Source organism: Humiphilus diazotrophicus (genome assembly GCF_059726315.1).
Genome location: NZ_AP040870.1, coordinates 1,757,337 through 1,780,201 on the forward strand (window position 1 = coordinate 1,757,337; position 22,865 = coordinate 1,780,201).

A 22,865-nucleotide genomic window follows, 5' to 3' on the forward strand; every position below is an offset into this window, starting at 1 on the left:
TACCGAGGACGTCCTCGTCCTCGCCCCACAATATGTCAGCTACAGATTCAGACAGCCTTTAGCAGCGGAACTCATCAGCTCTCGACTGACTTCCCAGATCGTGGGCCTGGAGACCCACAGGACAGCAGGCCTGGAGTCCGGCGGTACAAAACCAAACCTGCCACGTCCGAATAATACTGATCTCAAAGAGCAGGATCCTTAAGGGCATTGCGTCCCAAATCAATTCTTGACAATGAGATAAGGGCAATCAGATAATTTTCCTCTTAATGGGATCGTTATCAAGGCATGCAGCTATTTTGCATTTTTTGATTTGAGGTATTGCGAGGTAAACATGATAGATGGCGCCGCGCAATCCATAAAGATAACGTCGCCCAGATAGATCAGGCACACGAAGAAGATCTGGAAACCGCAGATCACCAACTTTTCGGACAATTGTACTTCGCGCATGGAAACAGAAGGAGTAATGGGATGAAAAGCAGACTCCACGCCTCTGAGATTGATAGGCGGGAATTTATACGGCTAACAATGATGAGTTCGGCAGCATTGCTGGCCACACGAGGATCGCAGCAAGCCATAGCGGAAGCAGCATCCCCGAATCCTCCTTCCTTTGCAGCATTTCGCGCGATGGCTCCTGGAGTCGTGCGTCCTGAAGGATGGTTGCGACTGTATCTTGAAAAACAGGCGACGCAACTGGGATCGCAGCTACCACAGGTTTCCTGGCCCTTTTCTGCCGCGTATTGGTCGGGGGAAGAGAAGGGCGAATCATGGTGGCCATGGGAGCAAAAGGCCTATTGGGTTGACGGAGCAACCCGCCTTGCTCTGGTCTTAGGCGATCAGAAATTGCTGGAGCAGGCAGAAATCTCCATTCGATACACGCTTGAGCACGCCGGAAGCGATGGATACCTCGGCCCCAACTTTTTTAAGGACCCCAAGGGCGATTACCATCGCTGGCCACAGAATGTCTTCTTTCGAGGAGTAGCAGCCGCTGCGGAAGGTGGACAGAATCTCGATGCAATCGAGGCGTTGCGCAAGCACTATTTGAACGATCAAGCGAGCTATGCAAAACCCATTCGCAATGTCACGAACGTTGAAAACATTCTATGGACATACGAACGGACGGGCGACAAAGACTTACTTGAGCTGGCGGAAAAATCGTGGCTGGAATTTGCCAAGCTCACTGATGCCAAATTCGATAAAGGGGATCTTTCAGCAATGCGAGTAGCTGCGGCTACTCCAATCGATCAGCACGGAGTAACCTATGCTGAATCCGTTAAGCTTCCGGCGATCCTCTATTTATATACGGGCAAGAGGGAGTATCTCACCTTTGCTCTTGCAGCACAGCGGCGCATCTTCGATCATCACATGCTGATCGACGGAATTCCGTCGACAACGGAACTATTCCGGACCACAACCTCTCTAGACTCCCACGAAACATGCGACATCGCAGATCACACATGGACGTGGGGATATATGCTCATGGCCACTGGAGATGGTATCTGGGCTGACAGAATTGAGCGTGCCTGTTTCAACGCAGGAATGGGAGCAATCAAGAAAGATTGGAAGGCGCTGCAATACTTTTCTTGTCCCAACCAGTTTCTGGCAACTCTCAACTCCGACCACAATGTCATGGCACATGGCGGATTCATGATGGCATACCAGCCGAATCCCGGGAAAAACACGGCATGCTGTGGTGGAGATGTACATCGCCTTTTCCCGAACTATGTTATTCGAATGTGGATGAAAGATCCGCAGGGAGGTTTAGCCGCTACTTTATATGGATCCTCACGAATAAAAACCACCGCAGGGTTGAAGAAACAGACCGTCGAAATTACAGAAGAAACCAACTATCCTTTCGACGAGCGCATTGAATTTGCAATTCATTGCAGCGAGCCGGTGGAGTTCCCACTGTCACTCAGAATTCCAGGCTGGTGCAATGGACATCATATCGAAGTTAACGGCAAACGAATTGACGCTCCAGTACAAAAGGGCTTCGTTACGCTGCACAGAAAATTTCATTCAGGCGACAAAATAACTCTCACCCTTCCGATGAAGGCTGCTATATCCAGATGGCCACAAAACGGCATCGGCGTAGAACATGGACCCTTAGTGTATTCGTTGGCTATCAAAGAGAACTGGTCTCCTGTTGTTGAGCCTAAATACACCACCGCCGAATTCCCAAGCTGGAATGCAATGCCGGCAAGTGACTGGAACTACGGATTGGCACTGAACGAAGAACATGCAACGGATCAACTTAAATTCCATCGCAAACCTATGAGCTCCAATCAGGATCCGTGGATTGATCCGCCGGTTACAATGAACGTTCCAGCTAAAAGCATTGCAGATTGGAAGCTGTTGGCAAATCCGGATAACCCAGCTCAACTCTTTACGCCTCCACTACCGGAAGGCACGGAGGTAAAGACCGGAGAAACACAACAGCTCACACTGGCACCCTATGGCTCAACGCATTTAAGAGTAACTATCTTCCCCCATGTGGGAGATAAATAATTTGGCATGCAGCACAGGCAGTGACGACGAGAGCATTTCCTGCAAAGATGTAGCCCTGCACTATTGGGGAAACCCATACTTTGCAAAAATGCTCCGGAGGATCTTAGGGTTGCCGTACTGAAACCTGAAGACTCCAGCCATGATCGTCACACTTCCTCCTCCTTTTGGCCCTCTACTTCTTGAGGGCCACTTTCTTGACCTGATGTTAGGGAAAAGGACAGCATGGAGTCCCGGTTATGGTTATCGGAAGATACAATTACACGATGTCGAGGAAGGCAGGACGGATGAGGCCTAAAGGTAATGGATGTCGAGAAATGGGCGGGAAAATCCTCGCAGTTATTTTTCTATTTGCAATCGTGGCACTAAGTCCCTTGAGTCATTCCTGTTCGGCGCAGGAATCGAATCTTGCTGCTACGGAGGAATCTAGAGCAAGACTCCTGAGGTTTGAAGTGGCTTCTGTCAAACCATCCACTTCGCCATTCATGAATACTCTTCTCAACTATCCCGGAGGGAGAATAGTTGCTCAAGGTTGCACACTCCACTACTTGATTATGGAGGCATTCCATATGCAGCGCTTTCAAATCAAAGGAATTTCCCATTCAATCGCGGAGGAGCGCTTCGACATCGAAGCGAAACCTCCTGCCACTTCGTCAACTATCAAATCCAATCCAGCTATATCCAAACTGCCTCCGAGTGGCGAACAACGACAGATGTTGCAAGCACTATTGATCGATCGATTTCAGCTGAAATTTCATAGGGAGACCAAACAAGGTAAGATCTACATTCTAACTGCGAATGACAAGGGAACAAAGCTACATGCGACAAAGGACCCGACCGGCTACCCCTGGGCGGGAGGCATAGCAGGTGGATTGCCAAGCGGCGATGGCTTGCGGGGTACCAATATAACGATGTCTCAGTTTGCAGAGCGAATCGGCAATTGGATAGAACATCCGGTCATAGATCGAACAGGGTTGAATGAACCTTTTGATTTTGAATATCAGAATGGCGAAACCGATGCAGAAACCAGCGCCGATCTACAAGCATCTATTTTTAGCTCACTCCGAGGTATCGGCCTCGACCTTAAGGCTACAGACGGCCCCGTAGAGTCTCTGGTCATAGACAGAATCGGCAGGCCCACGACTGACTAGCCGATTTGCAAATCTAATTGATATACAAAGTGTAAGGGCTATCGGTCGGTTCAGGTGAAGCCAGAACAATAGCCCAAGGCTTCTAAGCCATAACTTCCCGGATGTCCTTGATTAGCTGATCTACACGAGCCAGATCCGTGTCCCAGGCAAACATGAAGCGTGCAGCACCGCCGATAAAGCTATAAAAGCGCCAGCCACGATCGTGAAGTGCATTCAATTTATCCTCCGACATTTCCAGGAAGACAGAATTGGCCTCCACAGGATATGTCATCTGAATTCCCTGGATTCCTGCCAAACCATCCTTCAACCGTTTTGCGCAGGCATTCGCGTGAGTAGCGTTACGCAGCCATGCACCACTCTTAAGCATACCCACCCAGGGAGAAGACAGGAACCTCATCTTTGAGGCTAATTGACCGGCTTGCTTGCATCGGTAATCAAAGTCTTTTGCCAGCTCTTTATCGAAGAACAGAATAGCCTCTCCTACCGCCATTCCGTTCTTTGTTCCGCCAAAGGAAAGCACATCGACACCGGCCTTCCATGCTAGCTCTGCTGGAGTGCAACCAAGATTGGCAACTGCATTCGCAAATCTCGCTCCATCCATATAAAGTGACAGCCCGTATTGATGGCACACTTTTGAGATCGCACAGATCTCTTCGACGGTATAGACGCGACCTGTTTCGGTTGCCTGTGTAATGGTCACGACACGAGGCTTGGGATAATGAATGTCCTGACGTGCCGTAACAACAGAATGAATCGAATCGGGAAGAAGCTTTCCATCATTGGACGGCACCGTTAGCAACTTCGAACCATTGGAGAAGAACTCCGGAGCACCGCACTCGTCCGTCTCCACATGTGCCTTTTGCGTACAGATCACCGAGTGGTAGCTTTGGCAGAGAGAGGCCAGAGCCAGCGAATTTGCAGCCGTTCCATTGAAAGCAAAGAAGACCTCGCAATCCGTTTCAAACAGCTCCCTAAAGCTGTCAGAGGCCAACTGGGTCCAAGGATCCTCTCCATAAGGAGTTGCGTGCCCATGATTGGCAGAAGCCATTGCCTCCCACGCCTCAGGGCATATTCCGGCATAATTATCACTGGCAAACTGCTGCAGATCGTTCTGTGCTACATGGCGCAAGTCCGTCACTATCTCAACCTCAGTTTCTCTGGTATCTACAGACATCATAGCCCTTTCAGAATGGACTGAGCACCCTCAAGCATACACATTCCTATTTGGTATCAAAGGAAGGCGGGGCATCTTGATCATCGGTCCCCCACTTCGTGGTTGGCGTATTTGCCAGATCGAAATCCAGGGTCCCTCCACCCATTGCAAAGGATTCCGGGAGCCAGGTTCGAGTGGAGTCCTGGCCATTGATCTTTAGACTATGAATATAAGGAGAATCAGTTGCAGCCTTGGGCGCACGGATTACCACATCACCGCCAATCCGGTGAATCACGGTACGGGAGAACAGCGGGCTCCCCAGAACGAACTCTGCCCTGCCCGGAATTGCTGGATAGAACCCTAAGGAAGCAAATACAGCCCAGGAAGACATTTCACCTAAATCGTCATTCCCAGGTATGCCGTTCGGCGCATTTCGCCAAATCGTCTTGAGCACTTGCCGGACCAGTTGCTGCGTCTTCCATGGCTGGCCTGCATAAGCATATAGCCACGGAGTCCCAATCGATGGTTCGTTGTTCAGCTCTGCATGCAACGGTCCTGCATTTGTAACAGCAGGATTTCCTTTTTCGTCATAGAAGAAACGGTCCAACCGGGCCACAGCTTTCTCCTGTCCTCCCATCGCATCGAAAAGCCCTTTTACATTGAAGGGGATCATCCACACATATTGTGCGGCAGTGCCTTCAACAAAACCGTCTTCAGTATCCGGAGTAAAGGTGCGTGGAGGCTTCTTGTCATCGTCCTGTACTAGTGCCCACGTCCCATCGGCATTCCGATTTTGGAAGTAGCCACCGTCAGGTGCGGCCTTAGGATTCCATAAGTTTCTCCAGTATTGGGCTCGCTCCAAAAACCGTTTGTGCGTGCTCCGATCCTCCAGCCTTTCTGCAAGCGCTGAAATCGAAAACTCGGCCGTAACATCTTCAAGGGTATCGGCTGCGGGTCCCCAACTGGGTGCGCCGACGGGAATATAGTGAAGCTTCAACCATTGGTCGAGCCCCGGCCGCTGGCCTGCACATTCCACTGCGCAACCGACATTACTCTTATCCGCAGCTGTCGGATAATCTGCTGCATGTACAAGAGAAGCCAGTGAAGCCTTGGCATCGAAATTGTGCCCGCCAAAGGCCCATATACCGGCAACGGCCGGCGCCGCCGGATCTCCATTCATTACGTGAGTGGCACCACTGTTGTGAGTCCAGCGGTCCCAAACGCCACCGTTTTGTACTGATTGATTATAGAGGCTCTGTGCTATATCGCTTCCTACCTGAGGATCCAGCCAGGTAACCAATTGGAGTTGAGAACGATAAACATCCCACCCCGAAAAATTTGCGTACTGAGCCTGTTGTGAAGCAGTAACACGGTGAGTATTTCCATCCATCCCGCGGTACTCCCCGTTCACATCGCTGAAGATATTCGGGGTCATAAGTGAGTGATACAAAGCAGTAGTAAAGACAGTGCGCTCATCCCCAGTCCCACCCTCAATTTCGATCTGGCCCAGTCTACGGCTCCATGCCTCCTCAGCCTTTCGCCGAATAACCTCAAAGCTCGTACCTGTGGGATTCTCTGCATTCAGATTTGCACGGGCATTGGCTTCACTCACATACGAAATTCCAACACGAAGGTGAACCTGCCTATTGGTCGACGGATCAAAGCTGACCCAGACACCCGATCCATGCCCCTTTTCCGGAAAACCCTTCTCCCCGTACCCGGTCCCGCCATCAGCAGAAGTTTTTCCCGGAGTCACATCCGAATCATGCCATGATCCTGCCTGAACAATTGGCTGGTCGAACTCTGCAACAAAATACAGAGTGTAGTAGCTTCGTCTATCTTCCCTATCGATATATCCACAAAAATTTCCACTAGTGACCGATCCAGTTACCGTACGATGCTTCATGTCGATAACGGTATGGGCATCTGCAGAGCCTACCTCTGAATCGGAACTGCGAACCAGAATCGTTGCAGGACTTCCTTTAGGAAATTCGAAAACTGCCGAGCCGGTATGAGTTGAAGCGGTCAGCTCAACCTCGACACCATTCTTTAAAGTTACTTGATAATGACCTGGAGTAGCTCTTTCTTCATCATGAGAAAAGCCAGAAGCATATGCTCGACGAAAATCCAGAGAGGGAGAGGACTGAACTGCCTCCGTTATGGGCATGAAAGGAATATCCCCGGAAGCTCCGGCACAGCCCCATCCCTCCACGTTAGTAAGGCTAAAACCACGAATCATTGTCGCTCGGTATTCATAGCCGCCAGGAGATGCAATCGGGGACTTATCCTTCAAAGGACTCGCCTCTGGGCTAAACTGCACCATTCCGAAAGGAACAACAGCTCCAGGGAAAACATCTCCGCCATTCGTAGTTCCAATGAACGGATTTACCCATGAAAGCGGTGAGCGCTTTGGAACATCGCTACCATGTGCAAATGATAGGAGAGTGAATGGAGCAATGAAAAATACAAGAGCTCTTAAAGATCGCATGATGTCAGCCTAGTATTCGTAATTATCAATACCGTTTGTGAAAAGAATAAATCGCAAGACACAGCTGATTCTCTGTGCTCAAATTTGGCGACGAGCCGTAAACCGTAAGCTTCCACCCTTCATCAGAGACGAATGATCAAGGATAAAGTTGTCGATCGGCTTTCCATTCAACGACGCACTAGGGATAGAATTCTTCGCTGTTTTGGAATCGGTTGTCGATTCGATAGTGAGGCGCTTCCCTTCCGGAAGATTCAAGGTGAGACGAGAGAAGTGAGGAGCTCCAAGTGTATATTCAGCCTTTCCTGGGCAGAGAGGATAGAATCCCATGGCGCTGAATATATACCAGGCAGCCATCGAGCCTGTATCTTCGTCTCCGGAGAAACTACTACTCGAATACAACTCCCGCATTACCTTGTTTGCCCAATAAGCTGTCCGATCCGGTCTTCCGGCTGCTGTAAAGATATATAAGACATGGTGTACGGGTTGGTTGCTATGTGCGTATTGTCCAAATGGAACTGCCGCCATTTCGGACATCTCGTGAATCTCCTGGCCATAGACTCCAACGTTAAACGTCGGGGCCATCGTCAACATTTCCTCCAAGGCCGCCACTGCTTTTTCCTTGCCACCCATCGCCTCGATCAACCCCGAAATGTTGTGTGGCACATCCCACCGATGCTGCCATGCAGCCCCTTCCACATATGGACTACCCCAGGTAACAGGATCGAAGGGTTCCACCCATGAACCATCTATATTTTTGCCGCGGAGATAACCCGTCTTTGCATCGAAGAGATTGCGCCAGTTCTCGGAACGCCGCATAAACATCGCATAGTCATCTTGTTTATCCAAAGATTTGGCAACTTGAGCGATACAGAAATCACCGTAAGCAGCATCGGAGGTTTCCGCAGCTGCCTGCCCAACCTGATCGGCAGGAACATATCCAAACTTCAGATAGGACTCGATACCACGACGCCCATACCCTTTCTCAGGATCTCCGGGCTCCGTGGCATGCCTCTTCAGTGCCGTATAGGCCGTAGCACGATCGTATCCGCGAATGCCTTTAGCGGCAGCATCGCCGAAGATAGAATCGATCAGGCTACCTGTCATGCAGGCTCTGTATCCAGGACACGGAAATTGTGGAAGCCAGCCACCCTCTTGATAAGCATTAACCCAGGATTGGAGGATTTCGCCCAAGCGTTCAGGAAAGAGAACCGTCATGAGCGGATACCATGCCCGATACACATCCCAATAGCCGTGATCCGCATACATAACCCCTGGCACAATCTTTCCGTTATAAGGACTGAAGTGGCGCATGGAACCGCGCTCATCCGGCTCATACCAAACGCGAGGGAAAAGCAGAGTCCGATACAAACAGGAATAGAAGGTCCGATGCTCCTCCTCTGTACCACTTTCTATCTCAATCCGATGTAGATGCTCATTCCAGATACGAGCACCTTCGCGACGAAGCTCTTCCGGCGTGCGCTCTCCTAGTTCCAATTGCAGATTACGTGTTGCCTGATCAAAGGAGATGAAGGAAGTGCCTACACGTACCTCCAGATCACGGTCTGAGGCACCGTAGTGAACAATGCCAATGTAATGCCGCTCCAGCTTCTTAAGCTCAAAGCTCTGCCAGGCTTTAGCAAACCTCAAAACATAGTAGGTTGCGAAGTTATCCGGAACTCCACCCTGATTCGTTCTGGAAGCAAAAGTAATCGTACGAGTGGCAGGGTCTGCATGCACTTCATCGACGTTCTCTCCAGGCACATCGAAGAGGAAACCCGACGGCTCGGTTTTTGTAAACTTAGCTGTAATAACAGAACACCGCTCGGATGGTATTAACTCAACATCCACGTTATAACGAAGTAGCCTTAACTGAAGGGAATGAGGCGAGAGCTTCGCGTCTTCCGGTCTATAAGAAGACGAACGTCCCGAGGCATCAGGATCGATCTTTCCACTAAAGGGTAGAAATGTTGCAAATCCGTAGTCATAGAGCCAGGGGCTCAACTGGTGGGTAGATCGCAGACCTTGTATCCGACGAACGCCAGGCTCAAACATCCAGGGAGTATTGGCTCGGGATTGAAGTGTCCAATGAGCCATGCCAAATGGACGTGCAGCTATAGGAAGCGTATTTCCCCGCGAGAAGTAGGGAGTAGAATCCGTACCTTGAAGAATGTTCACCAACTCAAGAAGGTCCTTGGAGGTCCCGCTCTTTTTCTTTAGAGCTTCAGAGGAAATCGAGCTCTCAGCTTCGACGGCTCCTGAATTGAGCACTACACTTGTCGCAACAAGTCCCGAGGCTTTCAAGAAAGAACGCCGATCCAGTCCTGTAGAGGTACCTTTTGATTTGAGCATGATATTCCCTTTTATGGATTGTTGACCCCAGGTCAAAACGTAGTGATGAACCCGCAAATCCCGTCACTGCAAAAGAATAATTCGAAGAGGCAAAGCACACACGAGACGGCTTTGTTTCCACAATAAAGCCTATTTAAGTAGTATGCCGCACAATCAGCGATAACACTCAGAGAGATGTTTAGCTATAAATTCCCGAACCATATTAGCTTCATGCTACGACAGCCGCTATTTTCAGCAGGCAAATAAACCAAGACTTACGCATAAATCAAAATGGCGACCTCTTCGTAGAACGGAAGAGTTCGCCAGAAGCTGCGAGTGCTTGTTTGGCAAGCACCCGCAGGATAAGCAATATTGAAATTAGAACTGAACTTTCAACGTGAACTGCATCATACGTGGGAAGTTGTATTGTGAAGAACCAATCGTTCCATATCCCTTCCATGCTCCAGGCTGTTTAGGATCTGAAACGCTGGTTACACGGGTAATTGGATTTTGCGGATTCCCCATATCTGGACCACCAAAGAGTGCGCTGTTCGTGGCATTGAACATCTCCGCCTTGAACATCAGATTCAACTGCTCTTTCAGAAGGAACTTCTTCTCCAGTCCGAGGTCTGTTTTCTGAACCCACGGCTGCGTTATCTTCGTGGTTGCGCCATCGGACGTTTTCACGAAGTACTCAGGCTTGTCACGCCAGCAGTCGTTTTGTGAATTGTTCACCCAACTAGACCATGATTTATGCGTGGGAACAACATTGTAGTTTCCGCAGGTGAAAGGCCGGTCATTGGGAATACGAACCGCAGTCCCAGCCCGGTTCTGGAAGATCCAGTCGAGTTGCCAGTCATTTACGATCTGTCCCAGCAAACCGTGAGCGTTGGAGAGAACCAGGCCACCTTTTCCGACGGGAATGCCATAGAGGCCGCTAAATGAAAGTTGCCACCTCGGAGCATTACCATCCCGATCTTCATGCGGGGTCGGATGACGGTCAACCTTCCACATGCCATCATCTGCACCATTGTTAAGGTAGTCACTGTCCTTCATGAGCTTCGCCCAGGTAAACGAACTAAGGAAACTCAAGCCTCGACTGAGCATGCCACCATTGGTCATGCGCTTTTCAGCCTTCGCGACCATCGAATTATAATCGCTTGTGCCGTCAGCATGTGTCCAGATAAATACCTGTCCATTGAATTGAGGATAAGGGATCATAAGATGCTTCGCCGCAACGGTTGGATTTCTTCCCATATCAACCGTATTGGGTAGAACACCATAAAACGGATTTGCAACCTGTTTATCTAGATAGCTTGGATCTTCAAGTCCCTTTGCTACATCTGCATCACTGAGACCATCGAACTGACGGGAAGACCGAAGATTGCTTCCATAAGTACCTACGTACTCCAAGTCACCGATGATACCCGCTGGCAGCTGAGCTTGAATGCCCAAAGAAAACTGCTGGGTATGGATAAGTTTGCGATTGCGCTGGTCAATCCAAACGCCGTTTCCAACAAGAGCCTGGTCGCCCAAGGATGTACCAACAACTGGTGTGAGGCCATTGGGGAAAGGAGTCCCACTTTTGAAGGATTGGCTAGGCTCCCAGGTCTCACTGTTGATCTGTGCGTTGTAGTTCGTTTTCTGATTCCAAGCGGAAGCACCACCTAACTCGATACCTTCTCCAGCCTGCAGGCCCCAGCCACCACGGAGAACCATCTTGTCGCTAATGGCATAGCTGAAACCAAATTTAGGCTGTAGTGCACCCCAGGTATTCTCGTAAGGTGTTAGCTTACTGCTTGAATACTGAGCTACGCCAAGAATCTGGCTAACTGTGTGCGCTCCATTGGGCAGCACTCCGGGCATTGTAACCCGATTACTAAGAGAGTTGACGCAGGTGAGGCAGAGACCAGCCATGAGCCGATTATGACGGTCAATCGGAGAGGTCTCCGTATCCCAGCGCAAACCGATATTTAGCGAAAGCTTACGAGCAATCTTCCAGTCATCCTGAATAAAGGCAGCGTAGTACTTATATGCTTTGTAGGTATCGTATTTGATCTCTGCACTACCTTCATCGGGATAGCCTAGCAGTAGATCCGCAATCGAAGACCCAGTGGAATTTCCGTGATTAGGATTTTCCCAGGTATACCCGGTCCCAAATTTAAATTTTCCATTCGGTTGGCCAATACCACTGTTAGCGATATGGAAGAACTCAAACTCTACACCGTAATGCAGATTGTGATGCCCAATGACATGAGTAAGGGATGGACTCAGATCATACTGTTCCATCATTGATGGATCATTCGTGTTACCAACAAGTTGGTTGTAACCCTCGGTCTCGATCTGTGGAGCCCAAGTGCGATTCGTGGTTGGCACTGAAGGCATATTGAGTCCGAGATCTTGTGCGCTCAGCTTGTCAATCCCCGCAGAGACTGTTCCATTGGGAGACCTATCATATGTACGATTGAAAGCAATACGTAAATCGCCAAAGAGATTTGGGTTAAAGGTGTGCGTGATATCAACAACCGGAGCGATATCGGAGCGATACCAATTAATGTTGCCGTTGGCTGCCGGTCCGGGATATCCACTGCCATTGCGATACTCCAGTCCTGACCACCAGGCGACAGTGGCATTCATCTTCGTGTCGTTGCTGAAGTTATAGTCGACACGAATGATGGGCTGATGATAGTTGTGAGTGCTGCGACCTGCAAAACTATAGTTGTTCTCATAGCCAGGCAGATTCGGCTTGGGGAAAAGTGCCAGGATTTTACCTGCAACCGGAGTAATTTCGCTTGCAGGGATCACGTTATTTACATAAGGTTGGCGTTCCCATTTATTACAGGCAGTCGGAGTACCATCGATGCAGGTCAAAGGCTTGTTGGGGCTATAGATACCAATCGTCTTTTGCCCAGGGCTGTCCGGCCCAATTATCTTCTTGTACAACAGATAATTTGTTAGATCGACACCGCCATTGGGCCCGGAACCGGGGAGCATATCTGCCGTCGGAACACTGGCGAGCACACCAGCCGGTTGTACCTGCCGATATCCTTCAAAACTGAAGAAGAAGAACAGACGGTCACGATGCGGAATTACCGGTCCGCCAAAGGTGATGTCATATTGATGTTCGTTATGGAATAGTCTCTTCTGATGCGTCTGGTTGCGATCGTATGTATTCGCATCGAAGATGGAGTTGCGCCAGTTGTCTGAAGCGCTGCCATGATATTGACGGGTACCGCTCTTGAGTACCGTGTTCACGGTACCGCCCGCATAGCGGCCGTATTGCGCATCGTAGGTGTTTGTCATCACCTTGAATTCTTCAATAGCGTCAATACTGGGCGAAATATTCCAGGTACCGTTTCCACCACCGTTAGGAGTCGAAACCGGAGCGCCATTCAACGAGAAATTATTTGCATTTCCGGCCACACCGTTGAAGGAATACGCGTTGTTTTCATCCCATTCGCGCGTACCGGAAAAACCGTTGGCACCAAATTGTGTTTGGGTAAACTGGGTTCCAGGAGAGAGCCCAAGGAGGTTGTACACCATACGCCCGCTGTTGGGCAGACTCTGAATCTTCTGCGGATCCATGACCGTTCCGCCGGATGCCGATTCGGTGTCGAGCATGATTCCGCCACTCGCCTGAACGACAACCTCTTCACTGGAAGCGCCAACTTCCATAGCCAGATCCAGACCGATACGAGAGTTAATGTCAACCACAACCTGGTTACGAATCTGTTTTTTGAAGCCTTTCTGTTCGACAGAAACCGTATAGGTAGCAGGCTGAACAAAAGGAATGATGAAGTCACCGGTGTGATTTGTTGTCACATTATAGGTTTGCTGTGGTCCGGTAGCGGTAACCTTAGCTCCCGGAATAGCAGCCCCGGTGGGATCCGTCACATGGCCAGTAATGGTTCCACGAAATTCTTGGGCATTAAGATAAGACCCAATCGCGAGTAGCAAAACGACCAACGAGGCAGTTTTGCCCCAGGCTCTCCAGAAAGAGCCCTTGTCGTAATGTCTCATTTGAAGCCTCCAAAACTACGTGCTTGTAAAGGTTTTCGTTAGCACTCCCACGTTCTTTGCTTTCAGCAGCTCTATGGGGTGCGTCGGATCATCATGACATCGTTGTCAGGCATTACGCCAGACACGAGTCACAATATGAATGGGAACGTTACTATGAAAAGGAGACAAACCTTTGCGTAGGACGTCCTCTGATATGTTTCCAAACCTCCTAATTGATTGTGGCTGGAAGCTTAAGCGCTGCATGACAGCGTTGTCAACACCAAGTTTTACACATCACATCAGGCATGGGAGCGTTATCACAATTGCCCTATATCAGAAGTCGACAGCCTGTTTCGTATTAAGAATTTGCTCAATAATGAAAAATTGCGTCTGGGGTTCGTGTATAGATCGTTGCAAAGGGAATCTGGACTATTGGTGCCCGGAGGGGGACTTGAACCCCCATGACCTTGCGGTCTGCGGATTTTAAGTCCGCTGCGTCTGCCGATTTCGCCATCCGGGCTTTGGGTGGGTCTGGGATGGGTTGGACGACCGGCTGCCTTTTCTATCCTAAAGCATTTCTTGGATTCTCACCTCCCCGATTGAACTCCGATGTTTCGGGTTTCCTTTCACCCGGATGAAACCTTGAACAGGTTGCGACGGTCTTGTCCAAACGACAAAGGGCCGAAATGCAGCTGCTTTTATAAGCAAGCGGCATTCGGCCCTTCCCTTATTTTTTAATTCTCGTTTAGTGTGGTTTCCGGTACTCGATACCGTCTTCTCTCAGGTAATACTCAGCCGAGCATGTGTCTCCGCCGCAGATCATTGACTCCAGTCCTGCATATTGATGTCTCGTAATCAGACCTAGTGCGCCACAACTCGGGCAGGCCAGCACCGCAACGTAGGGATTCTGCGCCTCACCCATCGATTCAGGATTGTCCAGCAAGAACAGGGTTCCAGGCTCCATTTGCTCCGGAATCCATTCCTTCAAAAGTTCCAGTTCTGGGGTCATCATAGGGTTCTCCTTGTACTTCTGGAGTAAAGAGTTTTGACGTTGCTCCTAACGAAATATCACCGAAAGTCTTTTGGTTCGTATGGGAAGTTCCACACCCTCCTTTACCTAAGGAAAAATCTCTCCACACTAAAGTGAAGCGACATTTGTTGGAAGATACAGTAGCGTTATCGGCACCTGGAACGCTATTCAGCATCCACGCGCGATAAGAATCATTTGCAAAAATGGAACGAATTGGGAATTGGGAAAGCTGGAAAGGCGTCAAGATAGCTGTCTCCGGTAGAGCTACCGGATGCTGTGCCGCCATGAGCACACAGCCCGTCGATAGTACAACGGTCTGCAAGGACGGCTTCCCTGCCTCTCGCTTGCTGAAGCGGTGTTCCACCACTCGACCAGCCTGCTTTCCGTTTGGAGGAAGTCCCTTGTACCAACAACACCCTGGTCCAACGACCAAAACCGGGTGTTGTCGCTCTCAGTGTCCGACGACCTTGGTGTCTCGTCAAGGACGAGACACCACTTTCATTTACTTTCTAGATTCTTGGTTCGAGGTTTGGGTTGGCAAACTCGACCTGGCGCTCTGCAGGTGATCCAAAGCTCTGTAGATTTCTTCATTCCGTAAAATCGCCTGCACATACTCCCGAGTCTCGGTAAACGGAATCGACTCTACAAATTCGTCAATACCGTGATAGCCACCTATCGATCGCCAGTCCGTAACGCGGTCGTCACCAGCGTTGTAGGCCGCAAAGGTATACTCCGGTACCCCGCCAAACCTGTCCAAGGTCTGTCGCAGGTAGCGGGTTCCGAGCTTGATATTGGTCGCCGGATCTAGCAGCTGATTCGTGTTGAACCGGGACAGGCCTTCCTGTTTAGCCATCGACTTCCCGACAGATGGGAGCAACTGCATTAGCCCGTACGCACTTCTATTCGAAACTGCCGAAGGATTGAATTCTGTCTCCTGTCGAATCAGAGACGCCACCATATAGGGATCCAGGCCGTTCTTTCCTGCCTCTTCCTTGATGATGTTCCAATACGCTTGAGGAAAGAGAATTCTCCAGTATCCCAAGGGGATGCTATCGATGGACGCCGAGGTATAAAACGGAATGGCGCGCTTCATCATTCTCATCGCGCGGAAGTTTTCGCCATAGGATGCATAAATTTCCGCCTCCGCGAAGGCTCCCCATTCCTTACTTCCGTCACCAGCTGCTATTTCCGAAGCGATATACTCGTTCAACCCCGCGTTAGCCAGCAGCTTGGCTTTCACAACATGAGGATCGTCTTCCGGAACGTCATCACTCAACGTCGGAATCTCTTCAGCCTTAATGTGAGCGAGTTGAGGAGCATCAGCAGGAGTTACATTTCCTAAAGTTGCCAGCCTTTGCCGTGCCAACTGGCTGTAATAGTAGTGATCGTAAGCAGCCAGGAGTGTGCGGTAGTATGCCGCTGCCATATCCGGGCGGTTTTCCTGTTCGGCATAGACCTTGGCTCTCCAGTAGAGAGCAGCGGAAGTCTCCTTCCCTCCGGCATAAAGACTCAATTGTTCATCGAAATACTTTGCGGCTTCGGAGTAGTGCCCCAAACGATAGTTCAACCACCCCGCACGCCAGTGAGCACTGGGAGCATACCTGTGGCGTGGGAGCCGCCGGGCCAGATCCCCATAATATTGGATTGCGTACGGATAATCCTTGCGCAGCAAATACATATTGCCACTTGAGTAGAGAGCCTCAGCCAACCACGGACTCTGCGGGAATCGCGTCTGCATTTGCTCAACGATCTTCCGCTGGCCTTCTCCGTCATCTCTATTCCGGGCCAACTCCATCAGGATATACAGACGCTCCGCTCCAGCCTCGTCATTGGTATCAGCCAGTGCTTCGGCCTCTCGCTGTGAAAGGCGCTTGGTCTTCAGGTCACAGACCGCCGCTTTCGCGAGTAAGAGGTTGCGAGTATCAGGGTCCAGAATTCCAGCCAATGAGCGATATTCTTCGGCCGCATCGTTGTAGCGCCCAGCGTTATAGAGAGCATCGGCATGAGCCCGTCGCTCGGCAGGAGACAGTGAGGCAAGGACTCCAAGTACTCCCATCTGGGTTTTGGCCTGCTGGGCCTCTCCACTCAAAGGAAAACCAAGAAACACGTGTTTAAAGATCCGCCCCGCTTCTTCAGACTGCCCCGACATCTGCTTGGCCTTGCCAAGGGCCAACTGGTAGTCGACGTGATTGGCAAGAGGTTCGCTGGAGTGAGCCGTCAGGACTTTGAGGGCCATCTGGGGGTTGTTCTCCTGCAACCACAGATTCGCTTCCAGAACGGGCACGGTATTCACGAAAATGCTGTCCGGATAACGCTGCACAAAACCATTCAGGAAGGTCTCGGCCTCCGGAAGCCGAGACGACTGGAGCGCTGCCTGGGCAGCCAGATAATCGGAGTAATCGTCTAGCAACTTTCCTTGAGTCTTGGCATGGGAGAAGCTCTCAATGGCCTCAGTAAAGCGACGATCAACAAGATAGGCATGGCCCAAAGCAAGGTAGGCTGTTGCACTCGCATCCCCGGTATGAGAATGAGCATAGGCTGACACTGCCTGGTAGGCCTCGGCGCTTCGGAATTGGATCAGCTGCTGCGCCATAGGTCGCAACTGAGAGGAGGCTACAAAGGCACGATGCAGCTTTAGACTGTTGGCTTTAGCTTTGGCCGAAAGAGGACGCCGCTTCTGCTTCTTCCCTGACTTCTTCGAAGTGGCAGCCCGTCGGCTTTTGCTCGTTGATCCTGACTTATGGGCTATACGACCTGAAGAAGAAGCCTTATGCGTCTTGTGTGCCGAAGTTTTGCTCTTTGCAGACTGGCCTGTTGAAACAGTCGGACTCCCGACCCATAGCGCTGCAGCCAAAATGGCAGCAGCCAATCCCATCTCTCGAATGGCCCTCGACACCTTCATCTGTACTCACAACTCCCTATGTATGACTCTAAGCGGAAAATGGGCGTCTTTGTTGCCCAAGAACGCAATTGCCGAACCCTATCCGTCAAGGGAGTCACGTATCAGGAAAAACCCTTTCTGGGAAGAAAAGCTGTGTTTGCCAGGCCCTGAAGAACAATTTTTGCCGGAACTGAGGCTTCCAGTTACACTTACAAGAGAAGCTGGGGTTGATTGCCTTCGCTTTTTACTTTAAAGAGAGCAATATTTCTGAAGCCTCACACCATGTCTACCATCCAAACACCAGAGACACAGGAGATTCACCCCGACGTAGCACTGGTGGCACGGGCTCGGGAAGGTGATGTACAGGCCTTCGAAAAGCTCGTCAAGCAGTACGATCGTCAGGTTTTTCGAATCGCCCAACATATCACGCAGAATCGGGAGGATGCCGAGGACGTCGTTCAAGACGCGTTCCTTAAGGCATACGAGAAACTTGATCAGTTCCAGGGCAACTCGAAATTCTATACATGGCTGGTCCGTATCGCGGTCAACGAATCGCTTATGCGACTCCGTCGCCGCCGCACCGGCAAAATGGTTTCCATTGATGAAGATGTCGAGACAGACGAAGGCTCGATGCCTCGTGACCTTGCCGACTGGAGCCCCGATCCGGAGCAGCTTTACGGCCAATCCGAACTCGCCGATATCCTCCGAAAGACAATCCAGGGTCTACCCCCCGGATTCAGGATCGTCTTTGTATTGCGAGATGTGGAAGGACTCTCAACAGAGGAAACAGCAGAGACACTCGGTCTTAGCGTTCCTGCAGTCAAGTCCCGCTTATTGCGAGCCCGGCTGCAGCTTCGTGAACGGCTCAGCCGCTATTTCCGGAAGCAGAATAAGGGTGGTGTAAAGTGACCTGCTCGGAATTTCTCGCTCAGCTCGATGACCTCATCGACGATCAAGTAACCACTCAGTTGCGAGCGGATTTGGAAGCACATTTGCGTGACTGTGAACACTGCGTCATAACGCTGAATACAACACGCAAAACCATTGAGATTTACAGGAGCCATGAGCTGTACCAGCTCCCGGACACTCTCCGTGAACGGCTTCACTCGGCAATTTTGGCTAAGTGCAAGAAAGGCTGCTGATTCCTCAGCAGCCTTTTTATTGATGTGCTACTTTGCCGCAACAGGCTGGCAGCTCGCCAGCCCTAATGCATTTATGATGACTTCACGTCCTTTCTATCGGAGTCATCAGCACCATGCGCAAGACCATTTCTTTCCTTTTGTGTTTCTCATTCCTTTTCCTTTCGGGGCTGCAGCTCTCCGCAATAGCCTCCAGCACCCTCGCTGACCATAAACCGCATACATTCCGGACCGAGGGAAATCATTTTGCACTGGATGGCAAGCCGTTTCAGATCATCTCCGGCGAGCTGCATTATCCCCGTATCCCTCGGGCATATTGGCGCGACCGACTTCGCAAAGCTCATGCGATGGGGCTGAACACAATATCGACCTATATTTTCTGGAACGTCCATGAGCGCCAGCCAGGGACTTTCGACTTCTCAGGAGATAACGATGTTGCCGAGTTCATCCGCGAAGCGCAGCAAGAGGGGCTTTATGTAATTCTTCGCCCCGGTCCATATTCCTGTGCGGAGTGGGAACTGGGTGGATATCCCGCATGGCTTTTCAAAGAACGAGATATTGTTTTGCGCAGCTCCGACCCAAAGTTCATGGCTCCAGCGGCTCGTTGGATCAAGCGGCTGGGTCAAGAGCTAGCACCTCTCCAGATCGGTAATGGCGGACCGATCATCGCAATTCAGGTCGAAAACGAGTATGGCTCTTTCGATAAAGATCACGCCTACATGGAGCAGATCCATCATCTGCTCGTGGACAGCGGCTTCAATAAGGCCCTGCTCTATACAGCCGATGGGGCCGATGTTCTTGCAAACGGAACGCTTCCAGAGCTGCCGGCAGCGATCAACTTCGGACAGGGAGACGCCAAGCGCTCTTTTGGCCTGATGGATAAGTTTCGCCCCAACACCCCGCGGATGTGTGGCGAATACTGGGCAGGATGGTTTGACCATTGGGGAGAAAAGCACCAGACGACTGATGCAAAGATCCAGACGGATGAGCTTGCCTGGATGCTAAGCCAGGGATACTCGGTCAACTTCTACATGGTCCATGGCGGAACCAGTTTTGGCTGGATGAATGGAGCCAACATCAGCGATGGGAAATATCAGCCAGACGTCACCAGCTACGACTATGACGCTCCCATAGATGAAAGCGGACGCCCAACGGCGAAATACTACAGTTTCAGGGACGTCATCGCCAAAGTAACCGGGATTCAGCCACCACCAGTGCCCGAAACACCTGCAGCATCAGCAGTACAGACAATCGCATTGCAGAGTTCGGCTTCTCTCTGGAAGTCGCTTCCGAAACCCGTGCTGTCCCAAGTGCCCCTCTCCATGGAAGATGTTGACCAGTCCTACGGATACATCCTCTACCGGACAACGACGCAATCGTCGGGAGACGGTCAATTAGTCATCGAAGACCTGCATGATTATGCTCGGGTATATCTGGACGGAGTACTAGTAGGCAGTTTGGATCGCAGGCTCAAACAGAATCAGCTGCAACTGCACATTGCCCATCCAGGACAGCGGCTGGATATCCTCGTCGAAAATTCAGGCCGAATCAATTTCACCAAAACCATTCTCGGGGAACGTGCCGGCATCACGAAGCAGGTCCTCTTTAGCGGAGTACCGTTGGCCAATTGGGAAATCTACCCCCTTCCAATGTCCCAAACAGAGAGCTTTGCTTATCAGGCCTCGCCTTGCGAGGGCCCCTGCTTCTACCGCGCCACATTCTCTCTGGCAAAGCCTGCAGATACGTTTCTCGATACTCGCAAGCTAAGTAAGGGCACAGTGTGGATTAATGGAAAGGCTCTGGGCAGGTTCTGGAATATTGGTCCCCAAGCGACACTGTATCTCCCTGGCTCCTGGCTGAAGCAGGGAACAAATGAGGTAGTTGTCTTCGATCTTGACGGCAAAGAAGGATTAACACTGGAAGGACTGAAGAACCCAATTCTCGATCAACCCGTCAAACCGGAACCAACAGACAAGCAATAAGCAAACATTCTGCCTGCAGAACATTACCGCAAAAGAAGAAAGCCGGAAGCGGGACAACAGCCCTCACGCTTCCGGCTTTTTTACTCGCACTCCGTGCCCAACAATCTATCACTGTTGAGCAAATATTCCGACTTAATTATCTCGACGATGCAAGGTCGGACGATCATCCGAATTATTCCCATTACCCTGATCGCCACTGTTTCCCGAACTTCCAGAGTCAGGATTCGAACTGGCCCTGCGTAGTGTCGGCTTCTTTTCCTTCGAGTCTGTCAGACGACGTTTATTCTGAATTCGAGCCAAACGTGCCTTAACATCGTCAAACTCTGAAGTCGTGACAATGTACTCGGGACGAGGTGGCAGTATTTTCGCAATCTCTTCCTGAGAATGTCCAATGCGATCCGGAGTCTGAGGATGCGTAGAGAACGCCTTAGATAGCGATCCGGGTTTACGCTTCTCTAATGCCTGAATCTTCTCAAAGAAGGAGATAAAAGACTGCGGATCATATCCGGCACGGTAAAGATACTGCACACCGAGGTAATCAGCCTGAGATTCAAACTCGCGAGAAAAGTGCAAGAAGGCTAGAGGAATGCCGATCTGTGCTCCCTGGTAGACGCCGTATCCGGTCCAACCACCGATGAAGATCATCGCCGGAATCGTCCCGATCTGAGCCCAATTCATTCGCGTCTGCTCGCGAACTGCATGGTGCGCCGCCACATGTGCAATTTCATGTGCCATAACACCAGCTAATTCAGCCTCTTCATCCGCCGCCAGGATAAGACCGGAATTGACATAGAAGAAACCGGGAACTTTGGCATCGGAGTTCTTCACCAGATTCTGACCGATACGATTCACATATTCAGTAACAACCGGATCCGTGATGAACTTTGTACTTCGCTCCAACTCAGCCGCGTATTGCTTACCAATCTTGATTTCGCCTTCGGTGGAGTACCAGTTCCCCAAGCCTCGGCCGCCGATATCGCGGGTTCCCACAGCACTTACGTCGTCAACGCTGCCGGGCTTAACACCCTTCGGAACTCCCCCTTCTGCGGGTGCGGGCGTTCCATTGGCATCAGGACCATTCGTAGCAGCCGGCGCGCTTTGAGCTGGAGAAGTCTGGTTCGAAGCTGGATTATTCTGTCCCCAGGCCACGGCAGATGCCATTAGCATTCCGGCCAGAACCATTTCGTTAATCTTGGTTATTTTCCTCATATCGCCGCCTTGTCTCGCCCCGCTGGCGAGCACACTCTCGCTGACTATTTGACGCTTGTATGCAAGGTTTCGCTAGTTTTCTCTACAAGCTTCTGAGAAAAATCTTACCCTTCCTGCTCCACAACAAAAATAGAACAGTAGCAAAAGTTAGCCGATCTCCCTCTTTTTCATATACTTTTAGCTCTCACGCCGGTTGGAGCACCAAAATCTCCCCAGAGGGATAAATCAGGGAGTAAACCTGCGCCCCTCCAACTCATGCAATTGCTGCCAAAAGGTCAACCTCCATTCCGATGAACAATGACCGGTCCGCTCTGACAGTTAAAGTGTGTCCCCTTTTCCTCGCGTGGACCACACTCTTTTGCTTTAATATAGCTAAATATTTATTCAATAATAAGTTATCATTATTATTGCAACAGTGTTGCAATGCACTCCAATGACGAACTAGAATAGTTCTCGATATTAGACAAGACTTTTCTCCTTGCGCGTGAAGATTTTGTTGCAAGTTAATTGCATAGAATTGCAATAGGAGCTAGGACGACATGCCTTTACCCCAAACAGAGACCCCGGGACATCTACAGCTAGAGCTATTGAAGAGAGGGGTCCGTCTGACCCGTCAGCGTCGCGCTATTCTCGGCGTAATCGAAACCGCCTCCCGGCACCTGGATGCCGCGCAAATCCTGCGGAAGGCGCAGAAGATTGAGCCTTCGGTCGATCGCGTTACCGTTTATCGGACTCTTTCTCTGTTGAAGCGTCAGGGCCTGATCGACGAACTAGACCTCATGCATGTCGGTGGTGAAGGGCATTATTATGAACGGCGCACCGGCAGAGACCACGTCCATATGACCTGCCTTCGTTGCGGAGCTGTACAGGAGTTTGAATCTCAATACCTGGAGGACATCAAGAACCAGGTCACGAGTGAATGCCGCTTCCACATTGAAGTCGCACGTCTTGAAATTGGCGGCTACTGCGCCAAATGCCGAAAGTAACACTCCTGCTCAGTTAC

13 protein-coding genes and 1 tRNA gene are annotated in these 22,865 nt (G+C 50.6%); 6 read left to right on the plus strand and 8 right to left on the minus strand.

Annotation, left to right across the window (positions count from 1 at the left end; translation table 11 throughout):
- The first annotated feature begins 468 nt into the window (after positions 1-468).
- Both AC6I7T_RS08490 and AC6I7T_RS08495 read left to right on the plus strand, forming a co-directional pair.
- Entirely contained in the window at positions 469-2,505 is a 2,037-nt protein-coding gene (locus AC6I7T_RS08490) for a beta-L-arabinofuranosidase domain-containing protein (RefSeq protein WP_497792928.1), read from the plus strand.
- A 314-nt stretch (positions 2,506-2,819) separates the two neighbouring features.
- Positions 2,820-3,653, plus strand: coding sequence for a TIGR03435 family protein (locus AC6I7T_RS08495; protein WP_497794575.1), 834 nt, complete (start codon positions 2,820-2,822; stop codon positions 3,651-3,653).
- Between the two features lie 82 nt (positions 3,654-3,735).
- On the opposite strand, the gene AC6I7T_RS08500 is transcribed toward AC6I7T_RS08495, so the two are convergent.
- The 7 genes from AC6I7T_RS08500 to AC6I7T_RS08530 all read right to left on the minus strand — a co-directional run bounded on the left by AC6I7T_RS08500 (position 3,736) and on the right by AC6I7T_RS08530 (position 17,553).
- Entirely contained in the window at positions 3,736-4,830 is a 1,095-nt protein-coding gene (locus tag AC6I7T_RS08500) for a threonine aldolase family protein (RefSeq protein ID WP_497792930.1), read from the minus strand.
- Between the two features lie 43 nt (positions 4,831-4,873).
- Positions 4,874-7,294: a GH92 family glycosyl hydrolase gene (locus AC6I7T_RS08505; protein ID WP_497792931.1), complete on the minus strand. Its 2,421-nt coding sequence runs from the start codon at positions 7,292-7,294 to the stop codon at positions 4,874-4,876.
- Positions 7,295-7,372: 78 nt separating this feature from the next.
- Complete coding sequence (locus tag AC6I7T_RS08510; protein WP_497792932.1) at positions 7,373-9,643, minus strand: GH92 family glycosyl hydrolase; 2,271 nt, start codon at positions 9,641-9,643, stop codon at positions 7,373-7,375.
- Positions 9,644-10,000: 357 nt separating this feature from the next.
- Positions 10,001-13,642 (minus strand): carboxypeptidase-like regulatory domain-containing protein, encoded by a 3,642-nt coding sequence (locus tag AC6I7T_RS08515; protein ID WP_497792933.1) that lies wholly within the window; start codon positions 13,640-13,642, stop codon positions 10,001-10,003.
- A 412-nt stretch (positions 13,643-14,054) separates the two neighbouring features.
- Positions 14,055-14,141, minus strand: a tRNA-Leu gene (locus tag AC6I7T_RS08520).
- 225 nt (positions 14,142-14,366) lie between these two features.
- Positions 14,367-14,633 carry a hypothetical protein gene (locus tag AC6I7T_RS08525; protein ID WP_497792934.1) on the minus strand — a complete coding sequence of 89 codons (267 nt, stop codon included), beginning with the start codon at positions 14,631-14,633 and terminating at the stop codon, positions 14,367-14,369.
- Positions 14,634-15,153: 520 nt separating this feature from the next.
- Complete coding sequence (locus AC6I7T_RS08530; protein WP_497792935.1) at positions 15,154-17,553, minus strand: lytic transglycosylase domain-containing protein; 2,400 nt, start codon at positions 17,551-17,553, stop codon at positions 15,154-15,156.
- Between the two features lie 261 nt (positions 17,554-17,814).
- Here AC6I7T_RS08530 and AC6I7T_RS08535 point away from each other — a divergent pair, with 261 nt between their 5' ends.
- From AC6I7T_RS08535 to AC6I7T_RS08545, 3 genes are all read left to right on the plus strand, one after another.
- Positions 17,815-18,441: a sigma-70 family RNA polymerase sigma factor gene (locus tag AC6I7T_RS08535; RefSeq protein ID WP_497792936.1), complete on the plus strand. Its 627-nt coding sequence runs from the start codon at positions 17,815-17,817 to the stop codon at positions 18,439-18,441.
- On the plus strand, positions 18,438-18,674 hold the full coding sequence (locus tag AC6I7T_RS08540) for an anti-sigma factor family protein (protein ID WP_497792937.1): 237 nt from the start codon (positions 18,438-18,440) through the stop codon (positions 18,672-18,674). Before AC6I7T_RS08535 ends, AC6I7T_RS08540 begins: the two co-directional genes overlap by 4 nt.
- Positions 18,675-18,787: 113 nt before the next feature.
- Positions 18,788-20,653 (plus strand): glycoside hydrolase family 35 protein, encoded by a 1,866-nt coding sequence (locus AC6I7T_RS08545; RefSeq protein WP_497792938.1) that lies wholly within the window; start codon positions 18,788-18,790, stop codon positions 20,651-20,653.
- A gap of 132 nt (positions 20,654-20,785) precedes the next feature.
- Here AC6I7T_RS08545 and AC6I7T_RS08550 read toward each other — a convergent pair whose 3' ends face one another.
- Positions 20,786-21,862 (minus strand): M48 family metallopeptidase, encoded by a 1,077-nt coding sequence (locus tag AC6I7T_RS08550; protein ID WP_497792939.1) that lies wholly within the window; start codon positions 21,860-21,862, stop codon positions 20,786-20,788.
- 539 nt (positions 21,863-22,401) lie between these two features.
- On the opposite strand from AC6I7T_RS08550, the gene AC6I7T_RS08555 reads away from it, so the two are divergent.
- Positions 22,402-22,848, plus strand: coding sequence for a Fur family transcriptional regulator (locus tag AC6I7T_RS08555; RefSeq protein WP_497792940.1), 447 nt, complete (start codon positions 22,402-22,404; stop codon positions 22,846-22,848).
- Positions 22,849-22,865: the final 17 nt, after the last annotated feature.

Bases quoted from the DNA above. Each gene is read 5' to 3' on its own strand.
- AC6I7T_RS08525 (WP_497792934.1), bottom strand. From the start codon at position 14,633: ATGATGACCCCAGAACTGGAACTTTTGAAGGAATGGATTCCGGAGCAA.
- AC6I7T_RS08490 (WP_497792928.1), top strand. From the start codon at position 469: ATGAAAAGCAGACTCCACGCCTCTGAGATTGATAGGCGGGAATTTATA.
- AC6I7T_RS08550 (WP_497792939.1), bottom strand. From the start codon at position 21,862: ATGAGGAAAATAACCAAGATTAACGAAATGGTTCTGGCCGGAATGCTA.
- AC6I7T_RS08530 (WP_497792935.1), bottom strand. From the start codon at position 17,553: ATGAAGGTGTCGAGGGCCATTCGAGAGATGGGATTGGCTGCTGCCATT.
- AC6I7T_RS08500 (WP_497792930.1), bottom strand. From the start codon at position 4,830: ATGATGTCTGTAGATACCAGAGAAACTGAGGTTGAGATAGTGACGGAC.
- AC6I7T_RS08505 (WP_497792931.1), bottom strand. From the start codon at position 7,294: ATGCGATCTTTAAGAGCTCTTGTATTTTTCATTGCTCCATTCACTCTC.
- AC6I7T_RS08495 (WP_497794575.1), top strand. From the start codon at position 2,820: ATGGGCGGGAAAATCCTCGCAGTTATTTTTCTATTTGCAATCGTGGCA.
- AC6I7T_RS08535 (WP_497792936.1), top strand. From the start codon at position 17,815: ATGTCTACCATCCAAACACCAGAGACACAGGAGATTCACCCCGACGTA.
- AC6I7T_RS08555 (WP_497792940.1), top strand. From the start codon at position 22,402: ATGCCTTTACCCCAAACAGAGACCCCGGGACATCTACAGCTAGAGCTA.
- AC6I7T_RS08510 (WP_497792932.1), bottom strand. From the start codon at position 9,643: ATGCTCAAATCAAAAGGTACCTCTACAGGACTGGATCGGCGTTCTTTC.
- AC6I7T_RS08515 (WP_497792933.1), bottom strand. From the start codon at position 13,642: ATGAGACATTACGACAAGGGCTCTTTCTGGAGAGCCTGGGGCAAAACT.
- AC6I7T_RS08545 (WP_497792938.1), top strand. From the start codon at position 18,788: ATGCGCAAGACCATTTCTTTCCTTTTGTGTTTCTCATTCCTTTTCCTT.